Source organism: Vibrio sp. AK197 (genome assembly GCF_053903115.1).
This window is the reverse complement of the sequence record NZ_CP096429.1, coordinates 762,485-787,645: the sequence shown is the minus strand read 5'-3', so window position 1 is coordinate 787,645 and position 25,161 is coordinate 762,485. Positions and strand designations below refer to the sequence as shown.

Here is a 25,161-nt window from a genome sequence, read left to right as displayed (position 1 = left end):
AGTCCATATTCGGGGCTAGACTCCATTTTTCATACTCAAGTATGGTAAAAAGCTTGGAAATTCATTAAATCGCGTTATTCTTGTCTTCCTAACAAAATTATGAAAAGTTATTAAAGTCACGCCTAATACATGTCTTACTCAATAGTTACCTCATACTGGTTTCGACTCACATTTCCAATCTTGCTGCTTTGTCTAGTGACGCTGGGAATGAGTAACGTCATTATCGTGACTCAAGCCAATTTAGGATTTGCATCTAACCTGCCATTTGTCCTATTTGCTGCTGTTATCGCGCTTGGACATGCTTTTAAGCAAAGTCGTATCGCCATGATATCCACGGCTATGTTAGTGGCGTATTGGGTCATTCAGTGGCGACTCCAGGTCCCACTCGCAACAGGCACCACCTTGCTTGAATTGGCGTTGCTTGCGTTTCTGTTCCCCATCGCGGCCATGTTAGTGTACTCGATGCGAGATACCAGCCTACTCTCAAAAACATACGTTGCGTTTTTAGTGACGCTGTCACTATTTTGCGGCTGGAGTTATCTGATTCTCGACTATTTTGCCGCTGGTGGCTTTACCAACGTCAATGAAACCTTTTTATATATCGAGCCCGTCATATCAAAACTGCCACTGATTCTTGTGCTCTATTTATGTGCGGTCATTGGTATCGCAGCGATTCTGCTCCTGAAACATAACCGTATTATCGACGCTGTTGCTTATAGCTCTTTAGTGCTAGCCAGCACAACATTTATCTTTTTTCATGTGCCCTATATTTCAGTCACGATGTTTTCTATTGCGGCGATCGTTCAGATTATTTATCTATTGTCAGCCAGTTATGAGCTTGCATTTAATGATCGATTAACCAATATTCCCGGGCGATTGGCGCTGGATTCAGACCTCAAGCACTTAGGGCGAAAATACGCTATCGCAATGGTTGATATCGATCATTTTAAAAACTTTAATGACTCTTATGGTCATGATACGGGGGATGACGTCCTTAAGCTGGTTGCAGCTAAGCTACAAGAAGTCGGAGGGAAAGCTCGCGTATACCGTTATGGCGGAGAAGAGTTCACGATTTTATTTAAGGGCAAAACAGTGAAAGAGGCAAAGCCTCACCTAGAAACGTTAAGAGAAAACATCGCGGGTTATGAAATGACGCTACGTGATACCAATGCTCGCCCTAAAAACAATCGACAAGGCACCCGCCGCAGAGGTAAAAACGCTAACAATCAAACGGTAAATGTTACCGTGAGCATTGGTGTTTGCGATAATCGCAAAATAAATAAAGTCGAAGACGTGATTAAAGGCGCCGACCGCGCCTTATATAAGGCCAAAGATGGGGGACGAAATCAGGTTGCTGGCAATTAGTCTTGATTGAAAAATAAGACGATACTGCCCCCTTTGATCGCACTGCCGTAATTTATACTTAATCCCAAACCGATGTTATCAATCCAACGACGCAAAAATGGCGAGTCCATTAGCCAACCAAACGAAGATTCATAATAATAATTCGTCCCAAACGGTTGGCTCGGGTCTCCTCCTATATCAACTCGGCGTAACGTTCCATACAGTGAGTGAACTGACCCACTCCACTCTTTTAAGTGATACATAGCCTCAACACCGTTAGACAAATACCAGCCTTCAGGGTTACCAACATCGCCATCATTGGCATTCCCCCAACCAAACCCGTAGAAGTAATGCGCGGTACTGTTAAGGTTCCATTTCCCCCAAGCTTCATTGGCTTGGTATTTGATTTTAATCGTTGGCTCCAACGTTATCGCGTAGGCATCTGTATTATAGATAACGCCGTCTAGAAGCGGTTTAACTAAACGCCGAGACAACTCACTTCGGTACTCGTGGTGATTACGATAATATTGAAGATGCGCGGCAAGCCCCGGCGTCAATGACCAGTGTGGATCCGCTCGGTAGCGTAATTGATAGCCGCTCATAGCGCCTACTATTAGTTGATCTTGTTTATCACGTTGAGGATGTTGGCGAATACGCACCGAATTATCACCAGATAGAAGCGAAAAGCGCGTGGTGATCTGGTGTTGAATTTGATTACTGCGATCATTGAGTTCGAATGTGTAGGGTAACGACGTTACCGCCAATTGCTGACGAAGTTGTAACGCTTCTTCTGAGCCAATGTTGTCATTATGAATGTTAAATAATTCGTTCGGGTCGAAGTCATGTAAACCGAAACTCAGAACTTCACTATCTGAAAGGATAATCCCCGTTGACAACGCCCGCTCAAGATATTTTTCTGCAGGCGGATAAGACGCAGCCACTGCCGGAGCAACAATGATGAACTCAACGATAAGTACGCTTTTCACCCCTAATCGCACTAACTTAACCTAACTAATCGATTGAACCTGTCTATTGGTTAACAATTAAACGTAAAATAACCAAGCGCTTTATTCACCATCGAGTGAAAGGTCACCAAGATGATACAGTTTTTTTGTATTTTCACACGATTTGGCGATGGCGCACAAACCATACAGTGACAACGTAACTCAATCGGCAAATAGCGATGATAAATAATCTATAGTGTTCATATTGAGCGAAATTGAGTACAGACCCGAAAAAGCTTTATACAATAAACAATATGCTAAAAAAGGCTTGAATAGCAGTTGACTTTCAACACGTTTTTTTTAGCATATCGGCTCAATTTACTATGAGAATTATCAGATGACTGACTCAAATAATCCTGAACAAATGGATATTACTCTTGACCAACTATCAGCCGAACTTCGTCAAGTGGTTGAGTTCGATGATGTGCCAGAGTCCATGTACAATATGGTTGCTTCCATTCACGAAGTAACAGAAGAGTCGGTTCGTGAAGCTTGGGATTCCCTTCCAGCAAGCGCTCAGAATATCGTGGATAGCTTCGAGCAATTTCATGCTCTTATTTCCGTGAGCCAATCTTTTGCCGGCATCAATGTGATGGAGGAATTTCCAAATTTGAATTTGCCAGAATCAATGTCTGACGATGAAAAAGAGCAGTATCGTGCAGAGCTACTTGATAAAGTACTGCATGATTGTATTAAAGACATGGTTAAGCAAATCAAAAAAGCGCGCCGCGACCCATTACTAAAGAAAGACTTTCGCGACGTGTTTGCGAGATAATCCCGCAAACCATTCCGTCATAGTCAATATAACGACGATCAAAAGCCGCATCATGGGCGGCTTTTTTCATGGAGCAGACTAATATCTTGTTGCGAGATGCTCACACCTTTGATCTGAGCAAAGACAAGATCGCCCTTATTAAGGACGAGATCATCAACAGCCCATTTCGTTAACCTCGCCCATAAATAACTCTTAGGCGCTAATTCAACCTTAACCGCGACGCTCTGGTTATCTTCAGCGGATTCCATCGCCTCAATCTCTAGTACCGTTGCAGGGATCACATTTCGAATGGACGTTTGGTTGGGCTCCGATTTGGTTAATGACACATCATTAGCACGAATTTGTACTCGAACAGATGATTGCAGCGGCATATTTATATGCTGAATCCACAGTGACACACCGTCGCTGATCATCACTTTACTCAGTGCGTATTTTTCCCATTGCTCAACCAAGGTGCCGTCAAACAATGAACTCTGTTCTGAGTAAGATTGCCAAGGCCTCATCGCAGCAGACGCCCATACGTCTTCCAAGCGTCCATTGACAGCGACCTTGCCATTATCAATAACAACAAGGTGCGAGGCTAAGCGTAGAACCTCATCAAGACTATGTGATACGTAGATGATTGGTAATTCGACCCGTTCAGCGAGTTGCTCTAAAAACGGAAGCACTTCACGTTTGCGAGGTAAATCTAATGACGCCAACGGTTCGTCCATCAGCAGAATATCAGGTTTACTCAACAACGCTCGCCCAATAGCAACGCGCTGTTTCTCACCTCCCGAGAGTTGATGTGGGTACCGTGAAAGTAAAGGCTCTATCGCAAGCAAGGATATCACTTGCTTAAAATACTCTTCGTCTTTTTGTCTTACTCCGTAGAGTAAGTTTCCTTTGACACTGTAATGAGGAAACAGTCGCGCCTCTTGAAATACATAGCCTATTTTACGCTGATTAACGGGCAAGTTGACCCGTTCTTGACGACTAAACAGTGTACGCTCTTTAAATACAATGTGACCAGAGTCTGGGCGTACAAGCCCGGCTAATACATTGATGATAGACGTCTTTCCTGCGCCCGAGCGTCCAAAAATCGCAGTGACACCTCGGCCAGGTATCGTTAGGTCAACATCGATGTAAGTATCACCTAATTGCTTCGTAAAGCAGACAGCAAGTTGATTCATCGGGTCACTCCTAACCTGCTGATCATGCGGCGTGAAATCCACTCAGAGGTCATCAAAGACCCTAGAGCGATAACAATGGAAATCACGCACAACCGCGCAGCCTGCGCCTCTGCGCCTGGCGTTTCGATGAAGCTGTACATCGCCAAAGGGATGGTTTGTGTTTCTCCAGGAATATTCGAGACAAAAGTAATGGTGGCACCAAACTCACCCAGAGAACGAGCGAATGATAACATCGCCCCGGTAATCAAACCGGGGATCGTCAATGGTAATGTGATGGTAAAAAACACCTTCACATTTGATGCACCAAGTGTTTGAGCGGCCTGCTCTAGTTTTACGTCCACATTTTCTAGGCTCAAACGAATGGAACGTACCATCAAAGGTAAAGAGACAACAACACATGCGATCACTGCCCCTTTCCAGCTAAAACTGAAAACTAAACCAAACTGTTCATACAGCCATTTGCCTATAATGCCCTGCCTGCCCATTGTCACCAGTAATAAATAGCCGATGACAACCGGAGGCATAACAAGCGGTAGATGAATAATACTGTCCAACAAACTCTTGCCAACAAACTGAGTTCTGGCCAATATCCACGCTAATATCAACCCCAAGGGAAGCAGCCATACAAGTGCGAACAACGCAACTTTAAGGCTGATAATAACGGCTTGGTATTCGTAATCAGTAATTAAATCCACGTTAAAACTCAGTTAAATCCGTAGCTGGCGAGTACTTCGCGCGCTTTTGGGGTATTTAAAAATTCTTTAAAGGCGTTCGAGGCATCTTTATCATTTAACGTCGCCATTGGATAACGAATTGGAGTATGTAATTGGTCATCAAACTCAGTCACGACGCCAACATTTTTCGATTGCATCGCATCGGTTTTGTAGACAATGCCGAGCTTTGACTCACCGCGTTCTACCAACGCAAGCGCGATGCGCACATTATTGGTTGGTGCAGTGTGCTTTTGGACTTCAGCCCAAACGTTCAGCGCTTCCAATGTTTCTTTACCATAAATGCCGGCGGGAACCGCTTGAGTGTTACCAATAGCCAAACGCGTTCCCTCTAAAGCCGAAACCCAGGCATTAGCATCCTCGAAATCAAACGCTTTCTCTTCACCCTTTGGGGAAATGAGTACCAATTTATTGGTGGCCAGTAATCCAACATGGTCAGGTTCGATGATCGTTTTATCTTCTAGGTATTTGACCCACTTTTCATTTGCTGAAATGTAAATATCAGCAGGTGCGCCATTTTCAATTTGACGAGCGAGGGAAGACGAACTGGCGTAAACCGGTACGATATGGGTATCTGGATACTGAGCTTCAAATTGCTCTGCCAGTTCGCCAACCGCATTTGTCATTGAAGAAGCAGCGTATACGTTGAGATCAGCGGCGAACGCTGACATAGAACTCATTGCGATAGCAATAACAAGGCTGTGTTTGATCATGGTAAATCCATTTGTGGTTGAGTGGGCCAAATAAGACTCAGATCGAGGAATTCTTCAATCGCATCGGCAATTTGATTAATGGCGCGTTCTTGAATCTCGTGATGGGATTGATTACTAATATCACAATGCCCAAGCCATTGACAAATCAAATGAAAAGCGTCGCTGTTATCAAACAAACCATGTAAATAAGTCCCAAAGACCTGATTATTGCTATCAATCGCACCATCCAATCGTCCATTTTGTAACTCAATCGGAGGCATGTTTGTCTCATTGATGCAGGTTTGACCGACATGAATTTCATAGCCACTTACATCAACCGTTTGCTGGTTTAAAGTAAGTCGCCCATCAACATTGGTTAACGCCTTCTCTTGAGTCAAAACCGTTTCGAGATTGAGCAGGCCAAGGCCTTGTGAGCTTCCAGCACTTCCTTCCACCCCATCAGGATCGGAAATAACGCTTCCGAGTATTTGATACCCGCCACAGATACCAATAACCTTCCCACCATAACGTAGGTGACGGAAAATATCCTGATCCCAACCTTGCTCACGGAGAAACGCTAAGTCAGCGCGAACAGATTTAGTGCCAGGTAAGATGACGACATCAGCATGATCAATACGCTCGCCTTTACGTACATATCGAAAATTGATGTCTGGGTTATGGCGAAACACATCAAAGTCGGTGTGATTACTGATACGCGTCAATACAGGGACGACAACGTTTAATTTGCTTTCCCCTTGCAGCGTCTGTTCTGACGTGATCGCATCTTCTGCTTCAAGCTGGAAACCATGCAAGTAGGGCAATACCCCAAGCACGGGTTTGCCCGTTTTTTGTTCTAACCAATCTAATCCAGGTTGTAAAATGGTGACATCGCCGCGAAAACGGTTTATCACAAAGCCCCGCACCCGCTTTTGTTCTGATTCGGACAACAACGCCAACGTCCCATAAAGATGGGCAAAAACGCCGCCACGGTCGATATCAGCGACAATAATCACTGGGACATCTGCTGCCTCGGCAAACCCCATGTTTGCGATGTCGTTATCTCGCAGGTTAATTTCAGCTGGGCTCCCCGCGCCTTCTATCATCACACACGTATAGTCACGGCTGAGTTGATTAAAGGATTCAAGCACGGAAGGGAGCACCACCTGTTTATAGCCGTGATATCCCCAAGCCCCCATATTAGCGACCGCTTTACCTTGTACAATCACTTGGGCCCCAGTATCCGAATTCGGTTTAAGCAATACTGGATTCATGTGTATCGTCGGCTTTATTCCACAAGCCTGAGCCTGAACAGCCTGAGCACGCCCTATTTCTCCACCATCTTCCGTGACAGCGCTATTTAAAGCCATATTTTGTGGTTTAAAAGGCGCGACGTTAACGCCTTGTCTTTGAAGCACTCGGCACAACCCTGCCACCAAAGCGCTTTTGCCTGCGTCGGATGTCGTCCCTTGCACCATCAAATGGGTCGGCTGAAGCGTCATAAAATTCTCGAATCAATAGTTGATACGCTATCATACTCCTTCTTTATCGCTATCCTCAATAAAATGAACAGGATATGAATAGTAGGCTCATCAAAGGTTCAAGCCCAAGTTGGTTTAATAACACTCGCAAATCAGGAGAAAGTTATTAAGCAAAACAAGAGAGAGACAAGCGATGAAAAAACTATTTGTTGGCGTAGTTACTGTATCAATGACGTTACTTCCTGCACTCGCTTTAGCTGATGACAAGCAACAGCAAGTTAACCGTGGCATCCAATATAACGGAGATATGCAAGTTGAACGCTTATCTGATTTAGTCAGTGAAGCCCCGAATCATATAGAGCGAGATGTGATTGTGGAAGGCATTTTGGTCAGACGGATTAGCGATGAACGTTTTGTCTTTTCTGACGGAAAAGATCAAATTGAAGTAGAACTGGATGACGACATTCATTTAGAGCAACCTATCGATAATAAGACCAAGGTTCGATTATTTGGTGAATATGAAAACGAACATCAGCCTGAAATTGAGGTCGACCACATACAAATCATATAAAAACTTCGCAAAACCGCGCAACGAAAGTTAATATATGGCTTGCTATTTGCAAGCCTTTTTTATTATTTAAACCCGTTGTTATCGGAGTCGATTTTGAAAAGAACACTCGTTGCAGGTCTTCTCGCGTTCAGTTTTCTACCCAGTGCCTATGCGAACAATTTTAATTACAACTATTTCGAAGTAAGAACTGCTGTCAGTCCCGAGACCACAGGACTTGAGTTGAGTACCTATTTAACCGATAACTCACACCTTTTGGCTCGAGTCGATAGTGGCTTTAATGGTTATTATGATCTTGCGGCTGGTATCGGCTTTAATGGCCCGGTCACCGATTTTGCAGATGTGTTCGGCCAATTTATCTTTCATGGTATCCGCTATTCCGATGAAGAAGACAATAAAGACGATGAAACCAAAAAAGAGATGAATATCGGCGTTCGACTGTGGTTAACCAATCAAATCGAGGCGGAAGTGTTGGCTGGGACGAATGATGATAACTCAGTGTTCCGTGCGGGGGCTCGATTCCACTCAACGGATCAATTAACCATTGCGGCGCAAGCGCGTAATGATGGTACGCTCGGCCCGCAAATTGTTATGTCGGTACGTTTCCAGTTTTAATCTTTTCACTGAAAGCCTCTATCGAGGCTTTTATCTCACCACTAATTTCCTTGGTATTAACTCAATCCCCGATTGATACCGTTTCGCGGCCGCATTCAGCGCATGCTCTAAGGCACTTTCGGCAATAATCTCAAACTGTTGTGGAAGTGAGTTAATTTTGATCGGGAGAAAATCGAGCAACCGGTTATCACCAAATGTACCGAGCCGAATCTTATTGGTTAACTCAGGGTATTGAATCAACACATCCAGCACACCTTCAAGTAAGGTATACGACGTGGTGACAATTGCTTGAGGCAGTACTTTTCCGTCTACCCAGCTTTTGAATATTCGGCGCCCTTCTTCACGATGAAAGTGATGGCCATAGTCAACCTGTAAGCTGCCTTTGGCTTCCTTAACTGCTGATTCAAAACCAAGCTGGCGCTCACGTGACACGTTAAGCTCAGGGAGCGCACCAATCAACCCATAGCTGACGACATCTTTAGTCGTTAATGACTGTGTTAATTCGTACGCGCCACTAAAATCTTCGCTGATAATGCATGAAAAGTGTTCGTCATCTAGCGGGCGGTCTATAGCGATAACTGGCGTACCTTGTTGCTGCAGTGATAGATAAAAGCTATTCGCATCTAAAATACAACTTGCGACAAACAATGCGTCGATTCGTCGGCTTAGTAGCGCATCAACCACACTTTTTTCCGTGTCCGGATTGTCATCTGAACATCCGATAAGAATTTGATAACCCGCAGTCCGAGAGTGCTGTTCGAGGAGCTTTGCCAAACGTGCATAACTGGTGTTTTCCAAGTCGGGAATGATCAAACCAAATGAACGACTGCTACCTGCACGTAAAGAACTCGCCGCTAAATCAGGGCGATAGTTGTACTCCTCAACCACAGCCATCACTTTTAGCTGAGTCTTCTCGCTGATGCGGTATTTCTGTGATTTGCCGTTGATCACATAACTCGCTGTAGTCTTAGACACGCCGGCTAAACGTGCAATTTCATCTAGTGTCATATCTCCACCATCAATATGTGCTGTCGATCAAATATCCCTAACTTTGATCATTGATTTGTTTGCATTATAAGCTGAAACGTTTCAGCATTGAAAGCTGAAAGGGTTCAGCAAAATGAGACTTATAAAGCAGATTGAGATATTTGCTCTAAACTTACAGCAATAGGATGAGTAATTTTCCTTTTGCTGAATTTTTTAAACTTTAGCTGAAACGATTCAGCTAGCATCAAATAATAAAATTATCGATGGCATCATCGTTAGCACATGAAGAGGCACTTATGCTCCAGTTAACTACGCAAGACATCACACTCAACCAATCGTATCAATCCAAGCAAGATGCGATTCGCTCTTTAGCTTCACAACTCGCGAATAAGGGTTTAGTTAAAGAGGGTTATGTGGAAGGCATGCTTAACCGTGAACAACAAAACTCAACGTTTCTCGGAAGCGGTATTGCGATTCCACACGGCACTACCGACACTCGTGACCAAGTCAATGAGACCGGTGTGACTGTACAGCATTTCCCAGAAGGCGTTAATTGGGGCGATGGAAATATTGCTTACTTAGCCATTGGTATCGCAGCAAAATCAGACGAGCACTTGGGCATTTTGAAGCAACTGACCAAAGTGCTGTCTGCTGATGGTGTTGAAGACAAGCTAAAGCAAGCAACCAATGCCGAAGATATTATTGCCCTACTCAACGGCGATGTTCAGTTCGAATGTGATTTTGATGCTTCATTGATTCAACTAGACTTTCCAGCCAGCGATATGGTGCAAATGGCCGCCGTTGCCGGAGGCCTATTAAAAAATACCGGCTGTTGTGAAGCGGAATACGTCGGTGACCTTGTCACAAAACAGCCCACCCATGTTGGCAATGGCCTCTGGGTTGTTAGCTCAAATAAGTCTGTGAAACGTACAGCAATGTCGTTCGTTACCACAGCAAACCACTGTGAATACGAAAACCTACCTGTGAAAGGTTTAGTCGCGTTTGCTGCGTGTAACAATGCGCACCAAAAGACGCTGGCGATATTGAACCAAATTATTTTTGATGGCCAGCAAGCCAAGCTGCTTAACGCTTCGGTAGAAAACCTGATTGCTCAATTTACTGGCGAAGAAATCGCGACGACCCATTCAGATAACGCCGAGCAAAGTGATAGCAATACTGCAGTATTTAAAATTAAAAATGCCCACGGTTTACATGCCCGCCCTGGAGCGATGCTGGTTGCAGAAGCGAAAAAATTTGATAGCACAATTAAAGTGTCAAACCTTGATGGTGACGGAAAAACGGTTAATGCAAAAAGCTTAATGAAAGTGATTGCGCTTGGCGTTAAGCATGGACATCAATTGCAGTTCACCGCGGAAGGTGCGGACGCAGAGCAAGCTCTCGCTGCTATTGGCGCGGCTATCGAGTCTGGCCTAGGTGAAGCTTAAGGAGCCGAAGATGACCAATAAAGTCGTAACGATTACGCTAAACCCGGCATTGGATCTCACCGGCAGTGTCGACACGTTAAATGTTGGCTCAATTAGCTTAGTGAACCACAGCTCACTGCATGCCGCGGGTAAAGGCGTCAACGTTGCTAAAGTGCTCTCTGAGCTTGGAGCAGAGGTGACAGTAACGGGATTTCTTGGCGCAGATAACCAAGAGATGTTTAGTCAACTGTTTAGCGATATGGGCGCCAATGATCAGTTTATTCGTGTTCAAGGCTCAACACGAATCAATGTGAAATTGGTGGAGGCGTCGGGTGACGTCAGCGACATTAATTTCCCAGGTATTCATATCGATCAATCTTCAATCCAAGCATTTGAAGCGAAATTGGATGAGCTGTGCCAGCAACATGAATTTTTTGTCTTTGCCGGCAGTCTTCCTCGAGGCGTTTCACCTGAGCTATGTGCCCAGTGGATAGAGCATCTACATAAGCAAGGTAAAAAAGTGCTTTTCGACAGCAGTCGCCAAGCTCTAGCCGCAGGCATTGACGCGAAGCCTTGGTTAATTAAGCCCAATGATGAAGAGCTCTCTGATTTTGTGGGTAAGAAACTCACCACGCCAGAAGAGTGCCAATCCGCCGCTCAGACACTCGCCGACAAAGGCATCGATAATATCGTTGTATCCATGGGAGCTGATGGCGTTATGTGGCTTAATCAAGACCAATGGTATCGAGCCCAACCTCCCCGCATGGAGGTAGTGAGTACCGTTGGCGCCGGAGACACTTTGGTTGCCGGTCTATGTTGGGGGCACATGCAGCAGCTCCCGAAACCCGAATTATTGTCATTTGCTACCGCTTTATCTGCGCTCGCTGTTACGCAAGTCGGAGTCGGTATTAATGACATTAACGAAGTGCGAACCCTACAAAAACAAACCACAGTGGAACAACTTCCTTAACAAGAAAGCCAATAAAGACAAAGGTTAATACTATGAATATTGCAATTGTTACAGCCTGCCCAAGCGGTGTTGCAAACAGCATCATCGCTGCTGGCCTACTCGAAAAAGCCGCTGCCGCTTTAAACTGGACTGCTCATATTGAGTGCCAATCCAGTGTGCTTGACGGAAGTCAATTAACACAACAGCAAATTGATCAAGCTGATGTTGTGATTATCGCAGCAAACAGCGACGTCGACGATACTCGTTTTATTGGCAAGAAAGTATATCGCTCTGATATCAATGCGTGTACCCAAGATCCAAAGGCCTACCTAGAGAATGCCGTTACAGGTGCAACAGTGCTTGAATCGGCATCAGCACCGGCCACTACCAGCGTAGCCCCTTCTGGTGCGAAAAAAATTGTTGCGATTACTGCTTGCCCGACAGGTGTCGCCCACACGTTCATGGCAGCAGAAGCGTTGGAAGAAGTCGGCGGTCGCCTTGGCCACCAAATTAAAGTTGAAACTCGTGGTTCAGTTGGTGCAAAAAACCAACTAACCGCCCAAGAAATTGCCGATGCTGATCTGGTGATTATTGCAGCGGACATCGAAGTGCCACTCGACCGTTTTGATGGCAAACCCATGTACCGTACCAGTACAGGTTTGGCGTTAAAGAAAACAGAGCAAGAGTTCGAAAAAGCGTTTGATAACGCGAAAACGTACCATCACAGCGCATCGCAAAATACATCTGACTCATCAGGAACAGAAGAGAAGAAAGGCGTGTATAAACACCTAATGACCGGGGTATCTCATATGTTACCCGTTGTGGTTGCTGGTGGCTTGATCATCGCCCTATCCTTCGTATTCGGTATTGAAGCGTTCAAAGAACAAGGCACACTTGCGGAAGCACTAATGACCATTGGTGGTGGTTCAGCATTTGCGTTGATGATTCCCGTGCTCGCAGGTTTTATTGCATTTTCAATCGCAGACCGTCCTGGTCTTGCTCCTGGTTTGATTGGCGGTATGCTCGCAAGCTCAACAGGTGCGGGGTTCTTGGGTGGTATTGTCGCCGGTTTCCTTGCCGGTTATTCAGCAAAACTGTTGTCCGATAAAATCCAACTTCCGCAATCAATGGAAGCCTTGAAGCCGATTTTGATCATTCCGTTTTTGGCAAGTTTGATCACGGGTCTAGTGATGATTTATGTCGTGGGTGGCCCTGTGTCCGCGATCATGAACGCACTAACCACATTCCTTGAAAATATGGGGTCGGCCAACGCAGTTCTACTTGGTGTTATCCTTGGTGCGATGATGTGTTTCGACCTTGGTGGTCCAGTAAACAAAGCCGCTTACACGTTCGGTGTTGGTCTACTCGCATCACAAACCTACGCGCCAATGGCTGCGATTATGGCTGCAGGTATGGTTCCTGCGTTAGGTATGGGGCTCGCAACCTTCCTTGCGAAAAGCAAATTTGAAGCGAATGAACGTGAAGCGGGCAAAGCCTCTTTCGTACTTGGTTTATGCTTTATTTCGGAAGGTGCAATTCCATTTGCCGCGAAAGATCCGGTTCGTGTCATTCCGTCTTGTATGGTTGGTGGTGCGTTAACAGGTGCACTTTCAATGCTGTTTGGTGCCAAACTCATGGCTCCTCATGGTGGTTTGTTCGTATTGCTTATTCCTAATGCGATTACACCGGTATTCATGTACATCATTGCTATTGCTGCAGGTACAGCGGTCACCGGCTTTACTTACGCATTTTTAAAACAGCGTGCAGTTAGCGATAAGCAAGCGGCTACCGCTTAATTATTTATGCCTCACCCTCAATTTGGCATTTGGGCCCTCCATTTCGGAGGGCTTTTTTATGCCATAGAACTAGTTGCATATATTTACATTCAATAATTTGCGCTGTTACACCAAGTTTTACAGGACGACCTACGTAAAAAAAAGATAATGTAGAAATACTACTAAGGGATTATAACAAGACGCAGAATGTCGAAAAAAGAGTATACTTTTATCACTGAATTTACGCTCGTATTCTTAGTGCTGGCGCTGCTACCTTCTTTATATTTTCTCAAAGCAGAGTCACGAGTTAGTGAACAGGTCGAACAAAACGTTAAACAACAAACTCAAAGTCAAATTGCATTTAGCCAGCGAGCATTAACGGGCAATTACGAAGCGTTTTCTCAGACATTTAATCGACTAGCGCACAACGGCTTTGTGCATAATGCTCTTCAAACTCCCTCAAGTAACACCCTTAAGATGGTCGAGGATGTTTGGTTATTGGCCATTCGCAACCAATCCTTATACACCAACATTCGTTTGTTAGACGAGCATGGTAATGAATTGGTCGGTATCAATAATCACAATGGCTACAGTATCGTGGTTGCACAAACACAACTCGAAAATCAAAGCCACACGACTTTTTTCCAAAAGGCGCAGCAGATTAAGCCGGGAGACAGCAGCCTTCACGCTTTAAAAGCTGACGATTCGCCAACAACCAACAATCGCGGCCCTCTACTCCAAGTCATTACACCGATCGATTTTATGCTCGAGCGCAAAGGCTACGTATTAGTCAACTTGCAATTTAGCCATTTATTGGAAAGTGCCATGTTTGCTCAGCAAGGAGCAACTCGTCCTCATGTGGTGGCAGACGATGGCTTGAATTTATTCATACACCAACTGAATACAACGGAACTCAACGCAGATCTCAACTCATTATCCACTCGCTCTCCCCTGCTTTGGCAGGCGATGCAACAAAAAGCAATGGGTATGGTGTATGAGCATGGTTTTTGGACCATGTTCCATCAAGTAAAATTAGACCAATTTTCACCAGACATTACGCTGTATTTATATGAGAGTGTTGGCGCTAACGATTTAGCACCACTGATCAAATCAGAAGTCTCCGATTTAAAAATTCAGGCGACAGGCATCTATACATTGATCTTTATGATGTCCTTAGGCTTTGTTGTCTGGCATGCGCATCATGAGAAAAACAGTTTAGATAGCCGTATCGCGCGTGCCACGATGAATGGTATTTCCGCCGTAATCATCACAGATCGAGCCAATCGCATCGTGTCTATCAATGATGAATTCACCAAACTCAGTGGGTTTTCATTGCAGGAAGTGAAAGGACGACGCCCCTATATGTTTGCTGCCAGTAAATACCCCCAAGAATTGTATATTCAAATCTGGAAAACACTCAAAAGGCGTGGGCTTTGGCAAGGCGAAGTCGTTAATGTCAAAAAAGATGGCTCGCTACTCACTCAAATTATGCGAATTCAGTCAGTTAAAGACTCCAACGATACCGTGCAATTCTACGTATCTTCGTTTGTTGATATCTCAGAACGTAAAGAGCTGGAACTCCGGCTTAGAGATCTTAGTGAAAAGGACACTCTTTGTAACCTATGGAATCGACGGAAATTTGATACTCAGCTTGATGACCATTGCCAAAGAGTCAAACGTTACCCGGAAAAAGAAACAACGTGCCTTGCATTATTCGATGTCGACAATTTTAAAAATGTAAACGATGAGTTTGGTCACGATGAGGGTGATAAAACGCTTCTTTACATTGCACAAATGTTATCCAAACACAGTCGTAAAGCCGATTTCGCAGCTAGAATTGGTGGAGAAGAGTTCGCGTTAATGATGCCTTATACCGATCTAGAGACCGCTTGTCGCGTGGTTGATCGAATTCGTCGCGTGATTCAAGACAACTATGTCAGAGAGACAACAGTCAGCGTTGGTGTCACGCAACTCTGTGTGTCGTCAGCTCATTCTTATAAACGAGCCGACCAGGCGTTATATCATTCAAAGCAGAATGGAAGAAATAAAGTGACATCTATAGAAAATGACACTCACTTGGTCACGGAACAGAGCCAAATATTGAGTGCTTAAGTTGTTTAAATCCCCCGCTGTTGATTGGTTAGAAAACCAATGGGGCTACTAGAATAAAGTTGTATCGGTAACACCCATATTTTGCTTTCCGCCCAGCAAACCATGCATCGTTTCAGGGAGAATACTATGCAAGATACATTGACCGTCTTACTCGCCGGCGGCGTCGGCTCAAGATTGAGCCCGCTAACGGATGACCGAGCGAAACCCGCAGTCCCCTTTGGCGGTAAATACCGTATAATCGATTTTACCCTTACTAATTGTCTTCACTCAGGCCTCAGGCAGATCTTAGTCTTAACGCAGTACAAATCCCATTCGCTTCAAAAGCACTTGCGTGATGGCTGGTCTATATTCAACCCAGAGTTGGGGGAATACATTACGGTGGTTCCGCCACAAATGCGCAAAGGGGGTAAATGGTACGAAGGCACCGCTGATGCCATTTTCCATAATTTGTGGCTTTTAGAGCGCAGCTCAGCGAAGTACGTGATTGTCCTTTCAGGTGACCACATATACCGCATGGACTATGCCGCCATGTTGGAGGCGCATAAAGAAACAGGCGCTGAAATGACTGTCGCCTGTATGGATGTCGCTCGCGAAGAAGCGACAGAGTTTGGCGTTATGGCAGCCGATAGCGAAGGTCGCATTTCATCGTTTGTTGAAAAACCCGTTGACCCACCGTCAATGCCAAACAACCCAGAACGTAGCTTGGTCTCTATGGGTGTTTATATCTTTAATATGGACGTTTTAACCTCTGAACTACGCCGCGATGCCAAAGTAGAGAATTCAAAACATGATTTTGGTAAGGACATCATTCCCAAGCTACTGCCAAATGGAAAGAGTTTTGCCTACGAATTTGCCAGTGATAGAGGACGGGTTGCCAAAGACAGCTATTGGCGGGATGTGGGCACCATCGATGCATTTTACGAAGCCAATATGGACCTACTTGAACCCGTGCCACCAATGAACCTTTATCAAGCAGATTGGAAAATACGGACTTACGCCTCTCAAAATCCCCCTGCCCGCACAGTCTCCTCGGCAACCGGAAACGAGGGAATTTTTATTAATTCGATCATCTCCAACGGTGTGGTCAACTCTGGTGGCTCCGTTCAGCATTCTGTGATTTCGTCAAATGTACGTATCAATGACAGCGCAACCATCGTCGACAGTATTTTGTTTGATGATGTAGAAGTCGGTAACGGATGTCAGTTAGTGAATTGCATCATCGATAAACATGTAAAAATTCCGCCCCACACCCAAATCGGTATCAATCGAAACGAAGACGCAAAACGGTTTCATGTCTCAGAGAAAGGCATCGTTGTCGTTCCTGAAAGCTACAAGTTCGATTAAGCCAACAAAACTTAAAAAGGCCTTAGTTCAATACTGAGGCCTTTTTATATTAGTGCCGACGGCGAACACGATAGACATAGACCAGTTCATCGTGCCACTCACCACCTATTTCAAGGGATAAAGGCTCGACATCTTCAAGGTCAAATTGCGCTTTGTCTAAAATCGCACATGACGCTTCATTACCATCAGTCACGACTGCTCTGACTTCCATAACCGGCAAATAGTGTTCGATATAACTGACTAACGCCATCAAAGCTTCGGTCCCCAACCCTTGATTCTGAAATTCTTCCAGTAGTAAATAGCCTATTTGGACGCTGGTTTGATCATCATTTAATTGCAGTCCACATATACCTAGCCACTCCCCGGTCAATTTGTGGCTGATAACAAGACATAACCAATGCCCGTCTCCCCAATGCCATTCCACTAACCGTTCATCGAATCGAGCTCTAATTTCGACAAGGTTTGGTTTGTCAGAGATATAACGAATAACCGCTTCGTCTTGATGCAAGCGTCGAAATAGCGACCAATGGTCCATTCTAATGGGGGACATTCTCAGACGTTGAGATTCGATATAGACCATACTTATCACTCTTATCTAAGTCTGAATTGTAAAAAAAACACGTTATATCAGTAAGTTCTCATATGAGTAATTACTCAATATTAAGAACGATTAACTCTATTTATTGGATAAAGGTCAATACATCAGCTCAATTTAATTACCCGTATGTGTAGTAAAATCACATAATGCATGATGTTTTGTATATAAAACAAACCGATAGATAAGCAGATTCTTAATAACGATGGATAAAAACCATTGTGTTTGGTTTAGTGATTATTTTGAAAATAATCTAAATTCATTATCACAAACTCGATGAAATGCGTATGCGAAACAATACGTTTAATGTCAAAATAGTCGTCATTATTGATGTCGACTTTCTAGGGAAAAATAATGAAAAAGACGAAGCGGACAATGCCGGCTCATAAGCACATTGCGCTTGTTGCTCACGACCACTGTAAATCCGAGCTGCTGCGTTGGGTAAATGAAAACATTGAAAAGCTACAACGTCACTTTCTGTATGCTACAGGAACGACAGGGCATATGCTGAGCAAAGAAACGGGCTTAGCGATTAAAAGTATGATTAGCGGCCCTATGGGCGGCGATCAACAAATTGGCTCACTGATCTCTGAGGGAAAAATAGACGTGCTGATTTTCTTCTGGGATCCATTGAATGCCGTGCCTCACGACCCAGATGTTAAAGCGTTACTGCGAATCGCCAGTGTGTGGAATATTCCCGTCGCCACTAACCGAGCGACCGCTAAGTTCCTATTTGCTTCTGACCTCATAGAACAAGAAGTGGATATTGAGATCCCCGATTATCAATCGTATCTATCTGAGCGCATCTAAACGTCACAGTGTGTATGTGTATCGATAAAGATAAGAAAGCCCGCATAAAGCGGGCTTTCTTATCTTTGTTTGCTCACCGGATAATTTTCCTCAAGCAGTTCTTTCACAAACACTGAACCAGACCCATTATACGTTACCCAAGCACGTTGTTTAGCTCGAGTTAATGCCACATAAAATAATCGACGTTCCTCAGCGAATTCGTAGTCGTCATTTCCTTGAGTTAAGGCGCCGTCCATATGTACGTTTTTGACTTTAGATGGAAATTGCCCTTCATCAACGGATAACACAAACACGTAATCGGCTTCTTTGCCTTTACTCGCGTGACAGGTCATAAACTCAATGCTCAGCTTAGCAAACTGTTTTTTCCAATCAGAAAGTAGATCCGGCTTATGGTAGTGATTTCTGCCAAGAAGTAATACGCTCTTATCGTCTTTCGCTTTACGGTTGAGTTGGTCCAATACTTTTTCGATGCTATTTGTCGGCGTTAAGCATACCGATCGCTGTTTCTGCTGTTTATGACTCTTGAGTTCTTTAGGTAACTGATGCGGGTTGCACTGAATAAACCGGTTGGCGACTGCGCCAAGCTGGTCGTTGAACCGATACGTTGTATCCAAGTAATGAATGGTTGAATTGGGGAATCGGCGTGCAAAACCCGTTGTCAGGTCCACGTCCGAACCTGCAAATTGGTAGATAGACTGCCAATCATCACCGACGGCGAATAATACACAAGGCGTCTGTTGCTTTTTGTTTCGTTCACATAAGGCTTCAACCAAAGCCAGACGCTGAGGAGAAATATCTTGATACTCGTCGATCATGATAAATGTCCATGGCGGAATGAACTTACCACGCTTAACGTACTGGGTGGCACGAGTAATCATCACATTAAAGTCGATATGACCCGTTTCTTTTAGCATTTGCTGCCATGCCTGATAACATGGCCAAACCAAAGAAAGCTCACTATTTAAGCGCGTGTATTGGTCATGATTAACCAATTTCTCCTGAAGATCTTTTTTTCCTAGCCCCATCGCCGCGAGTTGCATTAGTTGGGTGTCAAGCCAGGCAATTAGTTTTGGATTTTCGACTTGGCTGCCGAGCTCATCATCGCCAGCAAGGTACGCAATCGGCCATTTCGCCAAATGCTTTTGCCAACGTTTGAAGTTCGTTGGGGTCATCCAATGCTTTTTAAGCCAATCAATACACCAAGCATGCCGCTGATTATCATCAAGCGCGAGCGGTGAAATTGTGACTTCTGGTCCATCCACATGTTTTAAAATACTCAAACCAAGCTGGTGGAACGTATTGACGGTAACCCCTTCCGCACTCATACCGATACGCTGTTGAAGACGATCACTCATTTCAGACGCAGCATCTCGACCAAAGGCAAGCATTAAAATTTGGTTCGACTGAGCGAGGTGACTTTGTAACAGATAAGCGACGCGCGCCATCAGCACGCTGGTTTTTCCAGAACCTGCGCCCGCGAGTACAAGGTTGTTATCGTCGTTAAGTAACACCGCTTGTTGCTGAGAAAGATTAAGTGGCGAAGACTCGAGCTGGGAAAACAACACTTCCCAGTTGCTGCGCTCACGCTCTATCCACTCGTCATTGCGGGCTTTCAGTGTTTGGTCTGTATGCTCTATCCAAGGCAACATTGGCGTAATACGTTCAGGAATACGATTGCAAGCTTCTTCGAGTGACATATTCATCAGTTCAAAGTCACGGTATAGCAGCTTAAGCCATTTCTCTACCTGTGAGTGCGATAGAAAAAACGGCAGGCGACGCAAACGGTAAAGCTCTTGCTCCCACTCAGGTAAATATTTATTGAGTTGTTCGCATTGGCGTGTATGCCAATGCTCATAACGTTCCAACGCATACTGTGCGAAGCGTTGACTCTCTTCCCAATTAAAACCTTGTGCCATCCAAGCACGCTGAGTGTTATTGGATTCCGTATTGGCAAAAAACTGTAATCCCGTCCATATTAAACCGCGTTTTACCTTAATTTTCCCATTCCAGACATTAAATGGAATACGTTCTTCATAGCGGTCGGAAGCAATAACCAGTACATCATGATCAAGCTTGACCTGATGGTACTCATTTTGAATGAAAAACTTTGCAGTCTTATTGGCACTTAGCTGCATTGTTACTAGCCTTTGTTTGCAATTATGGCCATCATAGCCTAACAAAAAAATAATATGAAAAATTTATGTCAATCATTGACTGAAAATTCATTCCACTTACAGTATTGTTTCTTTATCTGGATCAGAACGTTACTATACAACTCAAGTAATATCATTGATTGCCCATTTATCACTTCAAGAAGCTAGCGACGCGTGCAAATATCCAAACAAATTCGTCTTTACTGGTCAAACCGAGCCGTCAACTACAGTATTCTGATACTGATTACTTTAGCGGGTATTGCCATTCCTGCTTGGTACTTCCAGCTTAATTCACTGATCATCCCGTTGCTGCTGGGCGTGATCGCGGCGGCTTTGGCTGAAAGCGATGACAGCTTCACAGGTCGGCTAAAAAGCATCACCTTAACGCTACTTTGTTTCGCTATCGCCACATTTTCTATCGAAATTCTTTTTGATCATCCGCTGCTATTTGCGCTGGGATTGGCCGTTTCGACTTTCGGGTTTATTATGCTTGGCGCCATCGGCCCACGCTATGCAAGTATCGCTTTTGGCTCGCTTCTGATCGCAATATATACCATGCTTGGGGCTCATCAGAGCACAGATTTGTGGGTCCAGCCAACGATGCTATTGATTGGCGCTGGGTGGTACTATTTAATCTCGATGATCTGGTACCTAATTTCTCCACTCCAGCCAGTGCAACAAAGCTTAGCTAACGTCTATTCTGCGTTGGGCGATTATCTGGAAGTAAAAAGTGAGCTATTTCACCCGGTAACTAACTTGACGCCTCAGCCTCTGCGTTTAAAAGAAGCTGCACTCAATGCTGCGACCGTCACTGCGCTTAATTTGTGTAAAATGACCTTTCTCAATCGCTCTAAACGGGGCCACGTTGATAGCACCAGTGACCGGTTTCTATCCATATATTTTCTGGCTCAAGATATCCATGAGCGAGCAAGCTCGACACATTACCGTTATCAAGAGTTAGCCAATCACTTTGAGCGCTCTGATATTCTATTCCGCTTCAAACACTTAATGAGCTCTCAAGCGCAAGCTTGTCGTGATATTGCCGCATCAATTCGTTTAGGGAATGCTTACGAACACAGTGATGTCAGTGCGCTCGCTCTCGAAGAAGTACACAACGCTTTAAGCCACCTTCAGCAGCAACATAAACCTGAATGGCGTCAGTTGTTGGCTCAGCTCGGTTATCTGTTTAACAATTTAAGTACCGTTGAGCGTCAATTGAGTAACGTCAACAATCCGGATGTAAATCAACTTGAAGAAGGTCAACTTGACGATACAGAAGCACATACACTCAAAGTGATGTGGGGGCGAATCCGAGCTAATCTCAATAAGCAATCGTTACTCTATCGTCATGCTGTAAGGTTATCCTCGGCATTAGTTGTAGGGTATGGAATCATTCAAGGCTTTGGATTAGAACGCGGCTATTGGATATTACTAACTACCCTGTTCGTTTGCCAGCCGAACTATAGCGCTACGCGGCAAAAGTTGGTCGCACGTATTATTGGCACCTTGGCGGGCTTGCTGATTGGTGTACCACTGCTGACGCTCTTTCCTTCCCAAGAAAGTCAATTGGTTTTAATTGTTATTTCTGGGGTTTTATTCTTTACAACTCGGTTAAACAACTATGGCTACGCCACAGGGTTTATTACGGTCTTTGTTCTATTTTGTTTCAACCAGTTAGGCGAAGGATTCGCGGTCGTGTTGCCCCGTTTAACGGATACCTTAATTGGCTGCGCACTGGCAGTTGCTGCGGTGGTCTATATTTTACCTGATTGGCAATCAAAGCGGCTACATAAAGTCATGGCCGACTCTATACTGACCAATAAAGATTACCTAGCTCACGTTATTGGCCAATACCGTATCGGTAAAAAAGACAGCTTGAGCTATCGTATTGCTCGTCGTCATGTCCATAATTCTGATGCTAACTTAACGACAGCAATCAGCAGTATGTTGGCAGAACCGGGGCGATACCGTTCAGCGGTTGAGGAAAGTTATCGTTTTCTTTCACTTAACCACGCTCTGCTAAGCTATATATCCGCGATTGGTGCGCATAGAACTCGCATTGATGATAAGCAAACCCATCAATTAGTATTAGATACTCATCGAGTTATCCATCACCATTTAGACATCTTGGGTCAACAATTAGAGCAGCACAGTCCCGATTGCGATACGAGCGAGATTGACGACCCTGGTTTGGAAAGTCGGTTGGCCGAATGGCGCGATGACGACGACAGCTCAGCACGGATGGTACTTCAGCAACTCTATCTCATTTATCGTATGTTACCGGAGCTGCACTCTTTGGCCAGTAAACTCGCTGCACGCGTCGAACAATCTGAAGAAGAAAAGGCTAAAAAACGAAAGTATGAGTCTTAAAATTAACATTACCAAAGCCTTACAGTGATTGACATTGCCCAGACAATTGTAAATAAGACAAACCTTACACTGAGTTAAGTCATTCATTGTAAGGTACACAATATGGGTCAGGCATATTCAATTAGTGCAGATTACCACACCAAAAATGTGGATCCTGCTTTGATCAATGGTTCTCAAATGCTTGAGAAGCTTAAATCCCAACTCAAATATCTTTCGCCATCTCAGCTAGAGTCTTTAAAAGGTGAAATTAATCATCAACTTAAACCAGAGTGTGATGAGTTGTTATCATCAGAAGAACTCGATTTAATCAGAACGCTGTTTGCTTAACGGTTCACTGATAATGGATGAGTGAAACCGTTGGCTAGATTTTATTGATTATTTTTTCACCACAAAGTACACTCTAATCAATTAGGAGTGTTTCTATGTCGATATCATCTATCCCCGCCGGTTATTCAATTCTTGAGCAGTCTAACAAAATGGCTGAAAGTGCTGCGCGTGATATTCAACAAATCGCTTCGACTTCCCCCTCATCTAAAGACAGCGAATCGCTCACCGTTACAGCGCCGGAGCAGGACGCAGCTCAAGACAAAAAACCGTCGATGACAAGTTCATATACTGATCCCCTCATCGAACTCAGTCAGGCATCCCAATATAGTCGTGTCGGTACAAATGTCATGCAGCGAGATCAAGAAATGCTCGGTAGCTTATTAGATATTCACATCTGATTGACACTCTGTATTAATGTCCAACTCTTTCCTGGCTGATTCATTATTACTTCGTAAAATATCCCAAGCTTGAAGTAAATGGCATTGCGATTTCCCCCTTAGCCGTTATTATCCCTCGATGCTGTTTATAAACCATTTTCTATGCCTAAATTAAATCTGTCTCACACTGCTGAATATCCGATTTGGGATGCTCAACATACACCCCGTTACGCGCCTGACCATGAAGATTTTCCACCCAGCGCCACCACAAACTTAGCCATGATTGAAAAACGCTGGCAAGCGCTCAGCAGTAGCGTGGATAAGCGGATACTGCTTGACACACAAACTGAGCAAACACACGGGCTGTATAAACGAAATATCGAACATTTTATTGGGACGGTAAAAGTCCCGGTGGGTATTGCAGGCCCGCTACGTATCAATGGAACACATGCTCAAGGTGATTTCCGAGTGCCTTTAGCTACTACAGAGGCTGCGTTAGTTGCGTCCTATGCTCGCGGCTCAAAAATAATAACAGCCGCTGGCGGTACAAATGCGATGTTGATCAATGAAGGGGTTACTCGCACTCCCGTATTTAGCTTTGAAAACGTTTCTCAGGCTGGTCAATTTGTTGCCTGGGCTGTCACCCAATATGAGCATTTTAAACAGCTTGCTCATAGCACCACACAACATGGTCAACTAAAAGATATCAATGTTCACATCGAAGGCAATCGTACCTATCTCGTATTTGAATACTTGACCGGCGATGCCAGCGGTCAAAATATGGTCACCTTCGCCACCAACGCTATCTTTGAATATATTGTCAGCCACAGTCCAATCGTTATTTGTTCGGCGTATCTTGATGGCAACTTATCTGGAGATAAAAAAGCCAATAGTCATACTATGCGTAGCGTACGCGGTAAAAAGGTAGTCGCAGACATCACCCTACCCGCAGATTTTATTAGCCGTTATTTGCATACCTCGGTGGATGAAATGGTTGAATTTGGTCAAATGACGACGACGGGAGCGCTAATGAGCGGTGGTATTGGCGTAAATGCGCACTATGCCAATGCGCTGAGTGCGCTTTACATTGCCTGCGGTCAAGATGCTGCCTGTGTCGCGGAATCAGCAATCGGCATCACACGAATCGAAAAAACAGCCAAAGGTCAACTTTATGCCTGCGTAACCTTACCGAACTTAATGGTGGGTACCGTTGGCGGTGGAACCGAACTTCCTAGTCAAAAAGCGTGTTTAGATATTTTGGGGCTAGCGGGTAGCGGAAAAGCGAAAGCGCTCGCTGAAGTAGCGGCTTCGTTGTGTCTTGCTGGCGAATTATCTATCGTCGGCGCGTTTTGCGCAGGTCATTTTTCTAAGGCTCATCGCAAACTCGCTCGCCGCTAATCTTAATTACTCACAAAAAACCGTAAAGCTCACGTTGTAATCGTGAGCTTTTTTGTATCTAACGAAAACATTTGATGATCAATCTCAAATTTAACGAACAAATTTATAACATTATTGGCTATATTTTAGTTACAGTGAGCATATAAATAGCGCGAACGAGC

22 protein-coding genes are annotated in these 25,161 nt (G+C 44.5%); 14 read left to right on the top strand and 8 right to left on the bottom strand.

The annotated features are described in order from the left end of the window. Positions 1-129 precede the first annotated feature (129 nt). A complete protein-coding gene (locus M1D72_RS03525; protein ID WP_390195317.1) occupies positions 130-1,365 on the top strand; it encodes a GGDEF domain-containing protein in 1,236 nt (411 codons plus the stop codon). On the opposite strand, the gene M1D72_RS03520 is transcribed toward M1D72_RS03525, so the two are convergent. Further along, positions 1,362-2,330, bottom strand: a complete 969-nt coding sequence (locus tag M1D72_RS03520; RefSeq protein ID WP_456294537.1) for a Solitary outer membrane autotransporter beta-barrel domain — start codon at positions 2,328-2,330, stop codon at positions 1,362-1,364. The genes M1D72_RS03525 and M1D72_RS03520 overlap by 4 nt on opposite strands. 355 nt (positions 2,331-2,685) lie before the next feature. Here M1D72_RS03520 and M1D72_RS03515 point away from each other — a divergent pair, with 355 nt between their 5' ends. Beyond that, positions 2,686-3,123 carry a DUF3069 domain-containing protein gene (locus M1D72_RS03515; protein WP_456294536.1) on the top strand — a complete coding sequence of 146 codons (438 nt, stop codon included), beginning with the start codon at positions 2,686-2,688 and terminating at the stop codon, positions 3,121-3,123. 50 nt (positions 3,124-3,173) lie between these two features. On the opposite strand, the gene modC is transcribed toward M1D72_RS03515, so the two are convergent. Genes modC through M1D72_RS03495 form a run of 4 tightly spaced genes read right to left on the bottom strand, consistent with a single transcriptional unit; the run spans position 3,174 to position 7,217 of the window. Beyond that, entirely contained in the window at positions 3,174-4,295 is a 1,122-nt protein-coding gene (modC, locus tag M1D72_RS03510; RefSeq protein ID WP_456294535.1) for a molybdenum ABC transporter ATP-binding protein ModC, read from the bottom strand. After that, entirely contained in the window at positions 4,292-4,981 is a 690-nt protein-coding gene (modB, locus tag M1D72_RS03505; RefSeq protein ID WP_456295596.1) for a molybdate ABC transporter permease subunit, read from the bottom strand. Before modB ends, modC begins: the two co-directional genes overlap by 4 nt. A gap of 17 nt (positions 4,982-4,998) precedes the next feature. After that, positions 4,999-5,739 carry a molybdate ABC transporter substrate-binding protein gene (gene modA / locus M1D72_RS03500; protein WP_456295591.1) on the bottom strand — a complete coding sequence of 247 codons (741 nt, stop codon included), beginning with the start codon at positions 5,737-5,739 and terminating at the stop codon, positions 4,999-5,001. Then, complete coding sequence (locus M1D72_RS03495; RefSeq protein WP_390195307.1) at positions 5,736-7,217, bottom strand: cobyric acid synthase; 1,482 nt, start codon at positions 7,215-7,217, stop codon at positions 5,736-5,738. The genes modA and M1D72_RS03495 overlap by 4 nt, the downstream gene beginning before the upstream one ends. Before the next feature lie 172 nt (positions 7,218-7,389). On the opposite strand from M1D72_RS03495, the gene M1D72_RS03490 reads away from it, so the two are divergent. Together M1D72_RS03490 and M1D72_RS03485 are read left to right on the top strand one after the other, a co-directional pair. Then, positions 7,390-7,767, top strand: coding sequence for a YgiW/YdeI family stress tolerance OB fold protein (locus M1D72_RS03490; protein ID WP_456295590.1), 378 nt, complete (start codon positions 7,390-7,392; stop codon positions 7,765-7,767). Positions 7,768-7,857: 90 nt separating this feature from the next. Next, positions 7,858-8,379 carry a hypothetical protein gene (locus M1D72_RS03485; protein ID WP_390195542.1) on the top strand — a complete coding sequence of 174 codons (522 nt, stop codon included), beginning with the start codon at positions 7,858-7,860 and terminating at the stop codon, positions 8,377-8,379. Positions 8,380-8,409: 30 nt separating this feature from the next. Here M1D72_RS03485 and cra read toward each other — a convergent pair whose 3' ends face one another. Then, positions 8,410-9,387 carry a catabolite repressor/activator gene (cra, locus tag M1D72_RS03480; protein WP_390195303.1) on the bottom strand — a complete coding sequence of 326 codons (978 nt, stop codon included), beginning with the start codon at positions 9,385-9,387 and terminating at the stop codon, positions 8,410-8,412. Between the two features lie 275 nt (positions 9,388-9,662). Between cra and fruB the strand changes: the two genes are divergently transcribed. The 5 genes from fruB (at position 9,663) to glgC (ending at position 16,970) form a co-directional block, all read left to right on the top strand. Further along, positions 9,663-10,811: a fused PTS fructose transporter subunit IIA/HPr protein gene (gene fruB, locus M1D72_RS03475; protein ID WP_456295589.1), complete on the top strand. Its 1,149-nt coding sequence runs from the start codon at positions 9,663-9,665 to the stop codon at positions 10,809-10,811. A 10-nt stretch (positions 10,812-10,821) separates the two neighbouring features. Further along, entirely contained in the window at positions 10,822-11,760 is a 939-nt protein-coding gene (gene pfkB / locus M1D72_RS03470) for a 1-phosphofructokinase (protein ID WP_456295588.1), read from the top strand. A 32-nt stretch (positions 11,761-11,792) separates the two neighbouring features. Continuing rightward, positions 11,793-13,535, top strand: coding sequence for a PTS fructose transporter subunit IIBC (gene fruA / locus M1D72_RS03465; protein ID WP_456295587.1), 1,743 nt, complete (start codon positions 11,793-11,795; stop codon positions 13,533-13,535). A gap of 186 nt (positions 13,536-13,721) precedes the next feature. Beyond that, the gene (locus M1D72_RS03460; protein WP_456295586.1) at positions 13,722-15,626 is read left to right on the top strand and encodes a sensor domain-containing diguanylate cyclase; all 1,905 of its coding nucleotides are present in this window, start codon (positions 13,722-13,724) and stop codon (positions 15,624-15,626) included. Between the two features lie 126 nt (positions 15,627-15,752). Further along, positions 15,753-16,970 (top strand): glucose-1-phosphate adenylyltransferase, encoded by a 1,218-nt coding sequence (glgC, locus tag M1D72_RS03455; RefSeq protein ID WP_456295585.1) that lies wholly within the window; start codon positions 15,753-15,755, stop codon positions 16,968-16,970. A 49-nt stretch (positions 16,971-17,019) separates the two neighbouring features. On the opposite strand, the gene M1D72_RS03450 is transcribed toward glgC, so the two are convergent. Then, positions 17,020-17,520 (bottom strand): GNAT family N-acetyltransferase, encoded by a 501-nt coding sequence (locus tag M1D72_RS03450; protein WP_456295584.1) that lies wholly within the window; start codon positions 17,518-17,520, stop codon positions 17,020-17,022. 399 nt (positions 17,521-17,919) lie between these two features. Here M1D72_RS03450 and M1D72_RS03445 point away from each other — a divergent pair, with 399 nt between their 5' ends. Then, positions 17,920-18,375 (top strand): methylglyoxal synthase, encoded by a 456-nt coding sequence (locus M1D72_RS03445; protein ID WP_390195289.1) that lies wholly within the window; start codon positions 17,920-17,922, stop codon positions 18,373-18,375. Positions 18,376-18,434: 59 nt separating this feature from the next. Here M1D72_RS03445 and helD read toward each other — a convergent pair whose 3' ends face one another. Further along, positions 18,435-20,510, bottom strand: a complete 2,076-nt coding sequence (gene helD / locus M1D72_RS03440) for a DNA helicase IV (protein WP_456295583.1) — start codon at positions 20,508-20,510, stop codon at positions 18,435-18,437. Between the two features lie 192 nt (positions 20,511-20,702). Between helD and yccS the strand changes: the two genes are divergently transcribed. The 4 genes from yccS (at position 20,703) to M1D72_RS03420 (ending at position 25,000) form a co-directional block, all read left to right on the top strand. Beyond that, complete coding sequence (gene yccS, locus M1D72_RS03435; protein WP_456295582.1) at positions 20,703-22,898, top strand: YccS family putative transporter; 2,196 nt, start codon at positions 20,703-20,705, stop codon at positions 22,896-22,898. A gap of 102 nt (positions 22,899-23,000) precedes the next feature. Next, entirely contained in the window at positions 23,001-23,225 is a 225-nt protein-coding gene (locus M1D72_RS03430; RefSeq protein ID WP_390195282.1) for a hypothetical protein, read from the top strand. Positions 23,226-23,320: 95 nt separating this feature from the next. After that, positions 23,321-23,623 (top strand): hypothetical protein, encoded by a 303-nt coding sequence (locus M1D72_RS03425; RefSeq protein ID WP_456295581.1) that lies wholly within the window; start codon positions 23,321-23,323, stop codon positions 23,621-23,623. Between the two features lie 141 nt (positions 23,624-23,764). Then, positions 23,765-25,000 (top strand): hydroxymethylglutaryl-CoA reductase, encoded by a 1,236-nt coding sequence (locus tag M1D72_RS03420; protein WP_456295580.1) that lies wholly within the window; start codon positions 23,765-23,767, stop codon positions 24,998-25,000. The last annotated feature ends 161 nt before the right edge of the window (positions 25,001-25,161 follow it).

What these genes read in the sequence shown, in the direction of transcription:
- glgC (WP_456295585.1), top strand. Translation starts at nt 15,753, where the DNA reads ATGCAAGATACATTGACCGTCTTACTCGCCGGCGGCGTCGGCTCAAGA.
- M1D72_RS03450 (WP_456295584.1), bottom strand. Translation starts at nt 17,520, where the DNA reads ATGTCCCCCATTAGAATGGACCATTGGTCGCTATTTCGACGCTTGCAT.
- M1D72_RS03490 (WP_456295590.1), top strand. Translation starts at nt 7,390, where the DNA reads ATGAAAAAACTATTTGTTGGCGTAGTTACTGTATCAATGACGTTACTT.
- cra (WP_390195303.1), bottom strand. Translation starts at nt 9,387, where the DNA reads ATGACACTAGATGAAATTGCACGTTTAGCCGGCGTGTCTAAGACTACA.
- M1D72_RS03460 (WP_456295586.1), top strand. Translation starts at nt 13,722, where the DNA reads ATGTCGAAAAAAGAGTATACTTTTATCACTGAATTTACGCTCGTATTC.
- M1D72_RS03495 (WP_390195307.1), bottom strand. Translation starts at nt 7,217, where the DNA reads ATGACGCTTCAGCCGACCCATTTGATGGTGCAAGGGACGACATCCGAC.
- M1D72_RS03525 (WP_390195317.1), top strand. Translation starts at nt 130, where the DNA reads ATGTCTTACTCAATAGTTACCTCATACTGGTTTCGACTCACATTTCCA.
- modA (WP_456295591.1), bottom strand. Translation starts at nt 5,739, where the DNA reads ATGATCAAACACAGCCTTGTTATTGCTATCGCAATGAGTTCTATGTCA.
- helD (WP_456295583.1), bottom strand. Translation starts at nt 20,510, where the DNA reads ATGCAGCTAAGTGCCAATAAGACTGCAAAGTTTTTCATTCAAAATGAG.
- fruA (WP_456295587.1), top strand. Translation starts at nt 11,793, where the DNA reads ATGAATATTGCAATTGTTACAGCCTGCCCAAGCGGTGTTGCAAACAGC.
- M1D72_RS03425 (WP_456295581.1), top strand. Translation starts at nt 23,321, where the DNA reads ATGTCGATATCATCTATCCCCGCCGGTTATTCAATTCTTGAGCAGTCT.
- M1D72_RS03515 (WP_456294536.1), top strand. Translation starts at nt 2,686, where the DNA reads ATGACTGACTCAAATAATCCTGAACAAATGGATATTACTCTTGACCAA.
- M1D72_RS03445 (WP_390195289.1), top strand. Translation starts at nt 17,920, where the DNA reads ATGAAAAAGACGAAGCGGACAATGCCGGCTCATAAGCACATTGCGCTT.
- M1D72_RS03430 (WP_390195282.1), top strand. Translation starts at nt 23,001, where the DNA reads ATGGGTCAGGCATATTCAATTAGTGCAGATTACCACACCAAAAATGTG.
- modC (WP_456294535.1), bottom strand. Translation starts at nt 4,295, where the DNA reads ATGAATCAACTTGCTGTCTGCTTTACGAAGCAATTAGGTGATACTTAC.
- fruB (WP_456295589.1), top strand. Translation starts at nt 9,663, where the DNA reads ATGCTCCAGTTAACTACGCAAGACATCACACTCAACCAATCGTATCAA.
- M1D72_RS03420 (WP_456295580.1), top strand. Translation starts at nt 23,765, where the DNA reads ATGCCTAAATTAAATCTGTCTCACACTGCTGAATATCCGATTTGGGAT.
- pfkB (WP_456295588.1), top strand. Translation starts at nt 10,822, where the DNA reads ATGACCAATAAAGTCGTAACGATTACGCTAAACCCGGCATTGGATCTC.